A 12,739-nucleotide genomic window follows, 5' to 3' on the forward strand; every position below is an offset into this window, starting at 1 on the left:
CCCTTGAATGATGAATTCTTGGCGGTTATTTTCGATAACGAGTTCTCCTTCGGCAACCGGGAAGCTAAGTTCTAATTTACTCGTGCCCTCTCGATCGATGCGCCACAGCACATTATCAAAATATTCTTTCTCAGCTGGGATGCGAATTTTCTTTGTGAACTCTTTGCCGTTAGTGGTGTCGCGGAGTTTTATAGTGGTGTTGATATCACGTTTGAGCGATGAGCGAAGCGAGAATGGAATCTGGACTGGCTCACCGATAATACCATAGGTGGGAGCTGTGATGTCGAGTATTTCAATGTCGGGTAAACGTTCCTTACTTCCCACAGGAATGGTAAAAAGTGGGACGTTCTTGAGCAGCATTTTTTGCGCAGCACCAATGGGTGGAATGCCAGTATTCCAGTCACCATCACTGAGTAATACGATGGCTCTGAGGTTGTCGTGCTGCTCTAGCAGCTTTTCTATGGGGGCGTTTATGTTTGTGCCAGTGAGAGTGGCGACCTGAGCCTCGCTATCAATAGTTGGCTCGGAAAACGGTTGTGAGAAAACTGAGATTTGTCCATTTTTTTCTAGCTTCTGCCAGACGTCTAACTCGAGAGCCGAGTCAATGAAAGCTCGCCTGCTTATGACTGAATTTGGTCTATCAGGTAGTTGGGCGTCGAGAGTTTCTCCTGAACCAGAAGCATCCCATAGGATGGCTATTTCAGGTTCATTTTCGGGAGTGATGATGGTTTTCCATTCTGGCCCCCACAGCATGAGAACGACTAGAAATGTGATGAGAAAGCGGAGGGCTTCTATCGCTCCTGTACGTTTTGGCCGAGCCGAGCGTCTGGTCGCTAGTAAACAGAGATTTCCTACTACAATGAGTGCGACACAACCCACGATAAAGAAGGTGAGTGAGGGGGCAAAATGGAGGTTCTGTATCTGGAAATGCACTAGAGGGTGGTGTCTGTTTTCTTACGTTTCTGAACTAGGCAGAGTATGGCTTCAACTATCAACAAGAGAAGAACGACAACGAGGAAGATTTGCCATAATTGTTGGGCAAAAGCGGAAGATTTCTCAGTTTCTTCTTCGAATAAAGAATACGACACATCTGATAAAGCCAAGTCTAGTTCCTCTTTGCTTAGCTCAGTTGCTAAGTCTGCATTAGCGGGCCGATTCACAGCTATGGTGCGTTCGCCAAATGCATAAACTCCTGTCTCGTATTCGGTGTTGAGGGGAGTGGAAAGAGTTGCTTTGTCTAGCCGCTGTCGTTTGGCCGAATCAACCGCAATTTCAGCAGGCAGTTGTCCAAGAATGGCTGAGTAGCCCGAACCAAAACGTTTGTTACCTTTGAGTAATAGTCGTTGAGTGAGGGGCAGAATGACGTCTGCATCACCTAAATTTGACCAAGTATAGTCTGGTAATGTGGCTATAAAGTAGGCGGCCCCGCGCCCGTGAAGTGCACGTGTCAGGAATGGGCTATCGTTGCTCCATCTGGCTAGACTAGTCCCTTTGGTAAGGATTTCTCTGCGCTTTATTGCCTTAAGTTTAACTACAGGAATGGGTGTGCCGTCTTCACCATTACGTAATGGACCGTCACTGCGATCCCAGTCCTGTACGATAAAATATTTCCCAGTAGAAGCTTTATTCAATAGCCCCCATTGGGTGTTGAGAAAGGACTGATCTTCCGTACTTGACGGTGGGTAAAAAGCAATGATTCCCCCTTTGTTGATAAACTCTAGTAGTGGAGCTTGCTCCTTTTGGTTAGGAAGAGGCGCATGCCAGAGAACTAGTGAGAGCGTTTCCCATGGAATTCTTTCGTGAGGTAGGTAAGTCTTGGCTTGCTGGCTGGCATAACCAGGTGGAGCAGAAGCTAGACTTAGGTAGTACTGAACTTCAGATTTTGCTGTGACGATGGCAGTATGCACTGGTAGTTCAGGCCCGTAGGAAAAGTAGGCGGTGTTGTCTCTAGAGTTCGTGTCTGCTGGTAACTGGATATAACCAAATCCCGACTTTCCAGAGAGAGGTAAGCGCTTGCTGAGCTTCAGTACATCACCAGAAATTGTCACGTTATCAGTACTCTGAGTTCCGTTCAGTGAGAGCGTGAGTGGGATTTCTTGCTGGCTTGTTTCTGCTGATTGGCTAATATCGAGCTCTAATAATAGGTCTTCATCGATGCGTTGTGCATCGACTAGTCGAATACTGCGATTACCGTTAGCGACAGAATTGAGCGAAAGGACGCGAAGTCTTGCTTGGCTAGAAAGGTTATTGAGGCCTAGGCGAATACTGCTCCATTTACCACTTTGTGGCTGCCAGTCAGTTTGCTGCATATCTGACGCAACCCAGATTTCAGTTCTACCCGTGTTATTTTTTAGGATGTACTGGACTGCGGTATCCAGTAGAGCTGGAATATTGGCTACAGTGTCGGTGGCTTTAGTTTGCGAAATTTTATTGAGGGTCGAAGGACTCGCTATGGGAATAGGGGCGCCTGAAGCACTATCTATGAGTACTAGCTTTGTGCCCCCTAATTCAGAAATGGAGTCTTGCACTATCTGAATAGCCCGTTCGCGTTTGGTGGTAGCACTTTCAAGTGAGCTTTGCTCCATCGATGCTGAGCGGTCGAGCACTAGAATTACGGTATCTAGTTTCCTTTCACCCCAACTGAGGAAGCCACTTGTTGCCAGTGGACGGGCAACGGCTATGATAAGTGCTGCGATAGCGAGCGCCCGGCAGGTCAGAATGATGATGTGCTTGAGTTTTTTCTTGCCGCGTGACTCACGACTCGCCTTGAGGAGGAAATCCATGGCTGCCCATTTGAGTACTCGATGGCGCCTCCGGTTGAGTAAGTGAATGAGCAAAGGTATTCCTAAAGCTAGCAGCCACCAAAAAAAGGCGTAGGACGATAGAAATGGGAAACTCAAGTTGTGTAGTTAGTGAATTTTAGCGGGAACCTTTTTTAGGTAAGCGATCAAGCAAGAAGGTAGACAGCACACTCTCATAGCTCTCAGTGGTTCTAACCAGTCTGTAGTCGGCGTTAGCGTCGAGGCACCGGCGCTTGGTGTCGACTAGGAACTCTTGGACAACCTGCCTATACTCATCAGCAATTAGTGAGGGTTCTGCTACGATTGCAGATCCATCTTCAAGGTCCACAAAGCGATGAGGGCGCTCGAAGTCGAAATCAATTTCTTGAGGATCCATTAGGTGAAAGACAACAACGTCGTGCTTTCGGTAGCGCAAGTGTTGTAAGGCATCTGAGAAGGCTTCGGGATCACAAAATAAATCAGATAGGATAACTATAAGTCCACGCCTTTGGACTTTCTCAGCTATCGCGTGCAGTCCCTCGATCAAGCCCGTTTCACCTTTCGGTGTGACATCCGAGAGCGTCTTGAAAATGCTTTGAAGGTGAGAGGCGCGTCGACGTGGTGGAATTTCTATATCTAACTTCTTTGAAATACAGCTCAGTCCTGCAGCGTCCCCTTGGTCAACTGCTAGGTAACTTAAGGTCGATGCTATTTGTCTGGCGAATTCGATCTTAGGTATCCCTCTGTCAGCAAAGTCCATGGAACCACTGCAGTCGACAATCATGTTAGCTAACAGGTTGGTGTCAGCTTCAAATTCTTTAATATAGTATCGGTCTGAGCGAGCGTAGGCCTTCCAGTCTAATCGGCGCGTGTCATCTCCCTGGACATATTTTCTGTATTCGGCGAACTCGACTGAAGACCCTCTATTTGGGGATCTATGGCGACCAGTAACATTACCGAGCATTGGTTGCCGGCTTTCTATAGGAATGGCTCCGAGGCGTCCTAGGACGGCTGGATCGAGGAAGGAATAATTCACAGAGACTTAAATTGTGTTGAGTCTGTGAGCAGGCTTTTTATTGCTCTTCGTGCATTTCAGCCACGAGACGTTCGACTACTTTGTTTGCAGTCATTCCTTGGGATTCAGCTGCAAAGTTTGTTAAGACTCGATGGCCGAGTACCGGCATTGCAACCGCCTCAATATCTTCAAGTCTAGCCATGTAAGATCCGTGAAGGGCCGCGCGAGACTTGGCGCCAAGAATAAGGTACTGAACAGCACGTGGGCCAGCTCCCCAACCGACATATTCTTTCACCCATTCTGGTGACGAATCTAGTCCAGGGCGGGTCTTACGGACGATGTCGACAGCGTAGTCGTAGATATGGTCAGGCACAGGCATGCGCCTCACTAGTTCCTGGTATGCGATAACTTGCTCACCGGTAAGTACGGTATCCAGTTTTTTCTTGATACCCCCCGTGGTCTCACGTGCGATACGGCGTTCTTCATCTTCGCTTGGGTAATCAACATCGATGAGGAACATGAAACGGTCTAACTGTGCTTCAGGTAGAGGGTAAGTACCTTCTTGCTCGACAGGGTTCTGAGTAGCGAGGACAAAAAATGGTTGATCTAACGGGTAACTATGGCCGAGAGCTGTGACACGGCGTTCTTGCATGGCCTCTAACATTGCGGCCTGGGTTTTGGCTGGAGCACGGTTGATCTCGTCGGCGAGGAGGAGATTCGCAAAAATAGGCCCCTTGATAAACTGGAATTCGCGTTTTCCGCTTTCGGTTTCTTGAATAATATCCGTACCTGTAATATCGGAAGGCATGAGGTCAGGAGTGAATTGAATACGGCTGAATTTTAGCTCCAAGCATTCAGCGACTGATGATACTAAGAGGGTTTTCGCTAAACCTGGCACCCCCATCAAAAGTGCATGGCCTCGTGCAAAGAGTGCGATAGCCAATTCTTCAACAACAGTTTCTTGGCCAATGATTACTTTGGATAATTCTTGTTTTAAGCTTCGGTAAGTTTGACCTAACTTGTCAATCGCGGCGACGTCGTCGGGTGGCAGTTGGTTAGAGTCAGTTGTTACAGAGGCAGAAATTTGACTTTTCATGCTGATTCGTTGGAGTTGAGTTTTATAAAAAACAATGGCGATGGTTTGACGAGTCGAGCCAACGCAGAAATACGAGATCGAGCAATGACCTCTTGGAGTAGTTTATAGATCTTGTGGATCGATGCCTCTGAGTTCGAAAATGCGTTGAATGGTTGACTCGATAAGATTGTTAGGACAGGAGGCTCCAGCAGTAATTCCGACGATCACGTGCTTACTCGTATCGAGTAAGTTGGTGTATTCAGTGGTTACTTCAGATTTGTGCTCTAGATCAAAATGGACAATTTCTTTTAGTGAGGTGAGTCGGTCTGAGTTTTGGATAAAGAAAGTGGGGAGTTCATCTTGGCCGATTTCCACTAAATGTGTGGTGTTTGAGCTATTGTAACCACCAACGACGAGAAGGACGTCCATGTGGCTTTTGAGCATCTCAAATAGCGCGTCTTGGCGTTCTTGGGTAGCGCCACAGATGGTGTCAAAGAATTGGAAGTTTTCAGTTTTTCCATCACGTTCGGTGATAGCACGGCAAACGCGCTTCTGAATTTCTTCAGTCTCGCTTTTCAGCATGGTTGTTTGGTTTGCTACACCGACTTTGATGAGATGGCGCTCTGGGTCAAAACCTTTGGAGACCGCGTGGCTGAAGCGTTTCATTAGGTCTTCAGAGCTAATTCTGCCGCTGAGGTAGGCGCAAAGGTAATCGGTGTCTTCTAAGGTAAGGATGACGATGTAATGTCCATCTTTAGCATCGCCAAGTGCGCGGGAGGCCGTGGCTCTTGTTTCTTCGTGGCCGGCTTTACCGTGAATGATCGAGGTGTAGCCTTGTTTCGCGTAATTGCGGACGCGCCGCCACACTTTCATGACGTCACCACAGGTTGTATCAACGATTGCAGCACCGCGCTCTTCAATCTTCTTAATGTAGCTCGTAGGAGCACCAAATGCCGGAACTATGACGACGTCATCATCAGTGAGCTGGTCATATTGCTCGTTCATTTGTTTCCAGGGGAGGGAAACAATATTCATGTCTTCGAGCTGTCGGTTAACCTCTTGGTTGTGAATGATCTCACCTATGAGGTAGATATTATTGTTTTCGAAAACCTTTCTAGCGGCATAGGCTAGATCGATAGCGCGCTCGACTCCGTAGCAAAAGCCAAACTGACGAGCAAGTTTGATCGTAGTGTGGCCCACTGTGAGCGAGCCTTCATTCGCCCGAATTTTCTCAACAATAGAGGACTCGTAGTGGCGCTGCACTTCGGCCTGGACTTTTTCCATGACATCGGGGCGTCTAACATTGATACGCTTGCGTTTCTTAGGTGTGGCGTCGCTCATAAATTTATGGGTAGAGAATTGCGTGAAATGATCTGAGATGCACGTGTTATTTCTCTGATTTTGTTGAAAAGGGGAGTGAGAGTAGTAGAAAAAAGGCTAAACAGAGAATTTCTAGGAAGAGAATGTATCCTGGCCAGACAGGTAGATAGTCCAGTAGACTCGCTGTGCTGGGCTTGTGGTGTAAGTAACCGTAATTTGTTCCAAGCGAGAAATTCACTGTCAGAGCAAGAATGAGGTAAATCTGGGTCATGCCAAAGACGTACCAATGAGCCTTTACCCTAGGCCGCCATGCCATAGCCAGCGGCAAAAAGAGGGCTGTGATGACCACAAATCCATGGTTCCAAAAAAAGGCAATAAACTCTGGGTTTGGAAAGCTGTGTTGAATGTCGGGCGTGAGGAGTCCTTGTAGCGTAGCAGCAAGTCCCCAAAAATAGGTGATCTCAGCTAGTTTCTGGGACTTTGTGAATAAGGCTGTGCCGCCGAAGATTGCTGCAAGATCACAGAGGTGAAGAGGTAGAGTTGTTTCTAGATCTAACTGATAGGAGAAAATTGATGCCAGAGCAATGTGCAGTGGATAGCTAAGCAGAGTGCATGTGGCTAATCCGTAGCGAATGGTTTTTTGGAGTCTACTGTGCCTACGGTAAAGAACAATGAGTATTGAAGCTGCACTAAGAATCGTTACAAACGATAATAGGTGTGGTGCTCCAAATAATTCAAAATTGTGCATCGTGTTAGGAGCGGCCACCTAGTCAAAAGATTAAAGACTAGGTAGTATTGTCATGCGCTAGGTGTTACTCTACATGAGTATCTGGAGTTTTGCTAGCGTACTTTTTGGTTCCCCATTTCTCAGTAAGTGTCTGGACCACGTAAAAGAGCATTGGAACCACGGCCATGCCGAGGATGGTAGCCGCAAGCATTCCACCTAGAACTGCTGTTCCTAGAATTTGGCGGGATTCAGCACCTGCACCGGATGCTATAACTAGTGGAATTACTCCAAGAACGAAGGAAAGTGCTGTCATAAGCACGGCACGGAAACGAAGCTTCACTGCTGCGTGAGCGGCATCGAAAATACTGAGTCCTGACTTTCGTTGTTCACTGGCGAATTCGGTGAGGAGGATGGCTGTTTTAGCTGAAAGGCCAATCAAAAGAACGATGCCGACCTGAGTGTAGACATTGTTGTCCATACCTCGCAGCATCACTGCTGCAACGAGACCTAGCAGAGCGACTGGAACAGCCATGCACACAGAAATAGGCAGAGTCCAGCTTTCATACTGGGCTGCTAGAACTAGATAAACCATGAGGATGGAGAACCCGAAGATGGCCATCATACCTCCGGATGCTTGCTTTTCTTGATAAGAAAGGTCGGTCCAGCTGTAACCCATGCTTGGTGGGAGTTGGTTGTCAGACATTTCTTCCATGATCGACATTGCTTGACCTGAGCTAAACCCGGGTGATGGATTTGCCATGATCTTCACAGATGGATACATGTTGAAGCGGGTAATAGTCTGAGGTCCTAGAATTTCCTTCAAGGAGCAAACCGCTCCGAGAGGTATCATCTGGCCTTCTGAGCCTCGCACATTGAGGCGCATTATGGCTTCTGGGTCTGCGCGGAATGGTCCGTCAGCCTGAGCTGTAACTCGGAAGACTCGTCCAAATTTGGTGAAGTCGTTGACATATGATGAGCCCAAGTAAATTTGTAATGTCTGAAAGACTGCAGTCATCGATGTTCCTGTGCGTTTAACGGCTTCTCGGTCTATATCGATGTATATCTGAGGGACCGATGCTCGGAAGGTTGATCGTGCTTGTGTCAGTCCTTGCTGAGAATTTGCTGTTTGAGTAATTTGGCTAGCAACTGACTGAAGTTGCTCTAGTCCGGAACCAGCTTTATCTTGCAGCATGTAGGTTAGTCCACCTGATACACCAACGCCCGGAAGTGAAGGCATTGGGAAGGCAAAGGCTGATCCATCACGCACAGCACTAAGCTTTTTATTGATTTTTAGGAGGATATCTCTTTGGTGAAGTCCTGGTTCATTGCGGTCATCCCAATGGTCAAATGTGATTAGGAAGAACGCGGTGTTAGATGCTACGGCACCGTCGACTATCGAGTAGCCGTTGACCGCTAGTGTGTTCTCAACACCATCTACGGATGAGACAATCTTGTCTACTTGCTCAAGCACCGCTTGCGTGCGCTCGGCTGAGGCTCCGTCAGGTAGCTGGAGGTTTAGCATCGCCCAACCTTCGTCTTCTTGGGGCACGAAGCCACTTGGTAGTTGTCCTAGTCCCATGACCGCTAAGGTCGTCATCCCAGCAAACAGTATCAAGCCAAGAGCTACGAGGCGAAGTGCCTTTTTGACGATAGAAACATAGCCTTTGTTCGCTTTATCTAGAGTTGTGTTGAAGAGTTTAAAGAAGCCTTTTGGCTCACTTGGGGCTTGTTTAAGCAGGATTCCACAAAGGGCGGGGCTGAGGGTCAGCGCACAAATCGAGCTGAATACCGTTGCAACCGAGATAGTGACGGCAAACTGTTTGAACATCGTGCCGGTGATGCCTCCCATCATTGTCATTGGTATGAACACTGAGAGTAGTACTAGAGTGGTAGCGACAACTGGTCCTGCCACTTCTTTCATCGCGGCTGTTGCGGCTGCCCGACCCTTGAGACCCTTGGAAAGGTGAACAAAGGTGTTCTCAACCACGATGATAGCATCGTCAACCACGATGCCAATCACAAGAACTAGACCAAACAAAGTCAACTGGTTGAGCGAATAGCCAAGCAGGTTGAGAACGAAAAATGTACCCACCAATGAAACTGGAATAGTGACTGCTGGGACCAACGTAGCTCTGAAGTTTTGAAGGAATATGTAGACTGTTAGCACAACCAGAATTAGTGTGGCTATAAGAGTCATGATAACTTCTTTGACTGAGGCTGTGATGACGTCAGTCGAGTCATAGACAGTAAGGTAGTCTACGTCTTTCGGAAAGGAGGCTTTGAGTTCTTCTAGCTTTGCGCGAACTCCGGCGGCCACGTCCATCACGTTAGAGCCTGGAATCTGGAAAATGGCGAGAGTGGCAGCGGCGTCACCATTGATCTGTGAGGAAAAGTTGTAGGTGTCAGCTCCTAGCTCGATTCGTGCAATGTCACCTAGTCTTATGGGGCTGCCATTATCGCCAGTTGCAACGACGATATTTTCAAACTCCTCAACCTCAGTTAGACGCCCGAGAGTGCTCAGAACGAACTCAGAGGCTGTGCCGTCGGGAGCAGGAGCGCCGCCGACTTTACCGGCAGCTACCTGAATGTTTTGTTCTTTGATGGCATTGACAACATCGCTGGCCGCAAGGTTGCGGGCTCTGAGTCTGTCTGGATTGAGCCATACACGCATGCTGAATTCTCCTGAACCGTAGACGACTACGTCGCCGACACCTGGTACGCGGGCAATCTCATCACGGATACGTAAGTTGGCGTAGTTACTCAAAAATGCATCATCGTAGGTGCCACCTGGAGATGTGATCCCTGCATAAAGGACGGAGTCGGTAGATTTCTTTTTTACCGTAACACCCGTTCGTTTCACTTCTTCTGGGAGACGTGATTGCGCGATGGAGACTCGGTTTTGTACCAGAACGTTGGCTACGTCGAGATCTGCGCCAGGCTCGAAAGTGACGGTGAGATTCATGCTGCCGTCGTTGGCACACACGCTCGACATGTAGATCATGCCTTCCACACCATTCACTTCTTTCTCAATGGTGGCAGCTACGGTGTCGGAGACGGTAGCGGCATTGGCTCCTGGGTAGTTGGCCGATACGGTAATGGTCGGTGGTGCTAAGTCTGGGTAGCGTGCGACCGGTAGGTCAACGAGAGCCACCAGTCCTAGCACAACGATAACGATCGAGATAACCGACGCAAAAATCGGGCGATCGATGAAAAATTTACTAAACATAGTCAGTGGTCGATAGAGATGATCTAAGACTGCTTAGATTCTTCGTGTTTAGCTTTCAGCTCTGCGGGTTGTTCGACTGCAGAGGTTCCAGTGGATGAGCTCATTTCAGGAGTGACAATGGCTCCTTCTCTGACGCGCTGAAGACCGCTGATGATCACGGAGTCATCTTTTGTTAGGCCTTTAGTGATGATCGTGTCACGAACAGGTACAGCATTTTCATCAACTTGCTTACGCAGAACTGTGTCACCAGTCACTACGCCTCGTCGGTGAACCTTATTTTTAGTATCAACAACCCAGACAAAACTACCACCGATGTCTTTCATGATACTCACAGCTGGAACCATGATTGCATCCTTGTAGTTTTTTGGGTAGCCGACTCGAGCAAAAAGACCCGAAGAGAGCATGCCCTCAGCATTCGGAAATACTGCTCGAACCTGAGCGGTGCGTGTGGTTTCGTTGACCTTATTATCTATAAAGTCAATCATGCCAAGATGATCATAAATTGTGCCGTCGGCGAGTTCTAAGCGTACTTTGTTGAGTTGGTGGCTGATGTTTGAAACCTCCGAACGGCGGCGGTAGTACTCAAGCATGACGCGCTCAGGAACTTCGTAGTACGCTCTGATTGATTCCTCATCCACCACACTAGTTAGAAGCGTTGGGTCGCCATTACCTACGAGGTTGCCTGCGTCCACCATACAGCGAGCAACTCTTCCATTGATTGGCGATTTGATTGAAGTGTAGGAGAGGTCGATTTGTGCAGCTTCTAGTCTAGCTTTTGATTCAGCAACGAGTGCAACCGCATTGTCGACTTCCGCTTGGGCGGTTTCGATGTCGAGTTCGGAAACTGCGCCAGAACCAGCTTTTTTCAATCGTCCGAGTGTCGCATTAGAAATCCTAAGGGCTGCTTCGGTTTTTGCTACATCCGCTTCTGCAGCTGCAACTGAGGCAAGGTAAGGTGCTTGCTCGATTTGGAACAGATCGGAGCCTTTTGAGATGACTGAACCTTCTTCAAAGTAGCTCTTCTCTAAAATACCACGAACTCGAGCGCGAATTTCGATTTCCGAGACGCCAGCTAATGTGGCAGGGAAGTTTTTGTAGACAGTTTGGTCGTTGACGATCGGTTTCGCTACAGTCACAGGCACCGGCGGTGGTGGAGTAAATTCGTTTTTGGGGCCGCAGCCAATAAATGTGAGTGATGATGCCGCAGTGATAAGCGGAAGAATGAATCGTTTAGTGATCATGGTTGTGACGCGAGAGAGTGTTCAAAATGAAATTATTTGGGGGCGGTTACTTCGGGCATGACTGTGCCACCACCCAGAGATTTGAATAAAGATACATATGCTGCAGAAAGGGCTCCTTTACTTGTAGCTGCGGTGTCTTGACTATTGAAGATTGTGCGCTCGGCATCGAGTACGTTTTGGAAGTCGACTAGTCCTTCTTTATAGTTGGTTTTGACCAAGTCTACCGTCTTAGTAGACGAGATAACTGCATCATTGAGAGCTGTGAGTCGATCGCGTTCGTAGAACGCAGACGATAGGCTAGTTTCCACATCTTCTACTCCGTGAAGTACTGCTTGTTCGTACGCATAGAGAGCCTGCTTAGTACGAGATTCTTCGATCCGGACCTGTGAACGAATGCGGCCAGCACTAAACACGTTCCACTTGAAGGTAGGGCCAAAATTATAGCCTGTAGATGCCCCATCAAATAGGTTTGATGTGTTTGCCGAGGTGAAGGTGAAGTCTCCTGCCAGTGTGAATCTGGGGTAAAGGTCTGCTTCGGCAATGCCAATGCGTGATGTTTGGGCTGCTAACTCGCGCTCAGCACGGCGTATATCTGGGCGAGATCTCAATAAGTTGGTCGGGAGTCCAATGCCAGTTTTGCGAGACGGTATTGGTATGCCTTGGGTGTTTTTTACAAGCGATTCACATGAGCCTGCGTATTGACCTAACAGTGATGAAAGACGATTCAGAGATTTAGCTCTCTGAGCACGTAGCTGGGGGACGAATGCTTTAGAGTTTGCTAGGTTAGTTTCAGCCTGACTGACATCGAGTTCAGGTGATAGACCGGCTTTGAACCTCTCACGTGTGAGTTCTACGGACTTTTGTTGGTTCTTGATGTTGTTTCTAGCCTGGCGGATACGCTCTTCATAGGTCCTGACTTCGAGGTAACTGTAGGCGACTTCAGCATAAAGGGTGACTAGTGTGTCACGATACGCTTCCTCGATTGCTTCGGCTGTGGCGTCTGAGGATTCGATGGCTCGTCTCACACCACCAAAAAAGTCTAGCTCCCAACTAGCTGAAGCACCTGTAGACCAATTCTTATAATTCTGGCCGCCAATGCCCGATAAGGGTGTCGAATTCTCACTTTGACTAGCACTGTTATATGTGCCACCAACGTCCACGATAGGAGCTATTGCACTACGAGATATTGTTCTGCCTTCTTGAGCCTCTATCACTCGTTCGAGAGCTATCTTGACATCAGGATTTGCTTGAGAAGCAAGATCAATCAGTTTGTTTAGAGTGGGGTCATTAAATTTTGTCCACCAACTTTGTAGTGCTGAGGAGTGAGAGCGCAGATCGCTAGCGAGAGATTGATG

8 protein-coding genes and 1 pseudogene are annotated in these 12,739 nt (G+C 48.0%); all 9 read right to left on the reverse strand.

Annotation, left to right across the window (positions count from 1 at the left end):
- Nucleotides 1-933: pseudogene (locus ABGY95_RS02185) on the reverse strand (hypothetical protein); the annotation flags it as partial.
- On the reverse strand, nucleotides 933-2,900 hold the full coding sequence (locus ABGY95_RS02190; protein ID WP_347440043.1) for a BatA domain-containing protein: 1,968 nt from the start codon (nucleotides 2,898-2,900) through the stop codon (nucleotides 933-935). The gene ABGY95_RS02190 and the pseudogene ABGY95_RS02185, both read right to left, overlap by 1 nt.
- Before the next feature lie 19 nt (nucleotides 2,901-2,919).
- Nucleotides 2,920-3,816 (reverse strand): DUF58 domain-containing protein, encoded by an 897-nt coding sequence (locus ABGY95_RS02195; RefSeq protein WP_347440044.1) that lies wholly within the window; start codon nucleotides 3,814-3,816, stop codon nucleotides 2,920-2,922.
- A 37-nt stretch (nucleotides 3,817-3,853) separates the two neighbouring features.
- Nucleotides 3,854-4,891 (reverse strand): MoxR family ATPase, encoded by a 1,038-nt coding sequence (locus tag ABGY95_RS02200; protein ID WP_347440045.1) that lies wholly within the window; start codon nucleotides 4,889-4,891, stop codon nucleotides 3,854-3,856.
- A 102-nt stretch (nucleotides 4,892-4,993) separates the two neighbouring features.
- Nucleotides 4,994-6,211: a 4-hydroxy-3-methylbut-2-enyl diphosphate reductase gene (locus tag ABGY95_RS02205; RefSeq protein WP_347440046.1), complete on the reverse strand. Its 1,218-nt coding sequence runs from the start codon at nucleotides 6,209-6,211 to the stop codon at nucleotides 4,994-4,996.
- A 46-nt stretch (nucleotides 6,212-6,257) separates the two neighbouring features.
- The gene (locus ABGY95_RS02210; protein ID WP_347440047.1) at nucleotides 6,258-6,938 is read right to left on the reverse strand and encodes a TIGR02206 family membrane protein; all 681 of its coding nucleotides are present in this window, start codon (nucleotides 6,936-6,938) and stop codon (nucleotides 6,258-6,260) included.
- Nucleotides 6,939-7,002: 64 nt separating this feature from the next.
- Nucleotides 7,003-10,143, reverse strand: coding sequence for a multidrug efflux RND transporter permease subunit (locus ABGY95_RS02215; RefSeq protein WP_347440049.1), 3,141 nt, complete (start codon nucleotides 10,141-10,143; stop codon nucleotides 7,003-7,005).
- Nucleotides 10,144-10,166: 23 nt separating this feature from the next.
- Entirely contained in the window at nucleotides 10,167-11,384 is a 1,218-nt protein-coding gene (locus ABGY95_RS02220; protein WP_347440050.1) for an efflux RND transporter periplasmic adaptor subunit, read from the reverse strand.
- Nucleotides 11,385-11,416: 32 nt separating this feature from the next.
- A partial coding sequence (locus ABGY95_RS02225; protein WP_347440051.1) for a TolC family protein occupies nucleotides 11,417-12,739 on the reverse strand: 1,323 nt, incomplete at its 5' end.

The organism is Rubritalea sp., assembly GCF_039830215.1.
Lineage (GTDB): Bacteria > Verrucomicrobiota > Verrucomicrobiia > Verrucomicrobiales > Akkermansiaceae > Rubritalea.

Bases quoted from the DNA above. Each gene is read 5' to 3' on its own strand.
- ABGY95_RS02200 (WP_347440045.1), bottom strand. From the start codon at position 4,891: ATGAAAAGTCAAATTTCTGCCTCTGTAACAACTGACTCTAACCAACTG.
- ABGY95_RS02215 (WP_347440049.1), bottom strand. From the start codon at position 10,143: ATGTTTAGTAAATTTTTCATCGATCGCCCGATTTTTGCGTCGGTTATC.
- ABGY95_RS02210 (WP_347440047.1), bottom strand. From the start codon at position 6,938: ATGCACAATTTTGAATTATTTGGAGCACCACACCTATTATCGTTTGTA.
- ABGY95_RS02205 (WP_347440046.1), bottom strand. From the start codon at position 6,211: ATGAGCGACGCCACACCTAAGAAACGCAAGCGTATCAATGTTAGACGC.
- ABGY95_RS02220 (WP_347440050.1), bottom strand. From the start codon at position 11,384: ATGATCACTAAACGATTCATTCTTCCGCTTATCACTGCGGCATCATCA.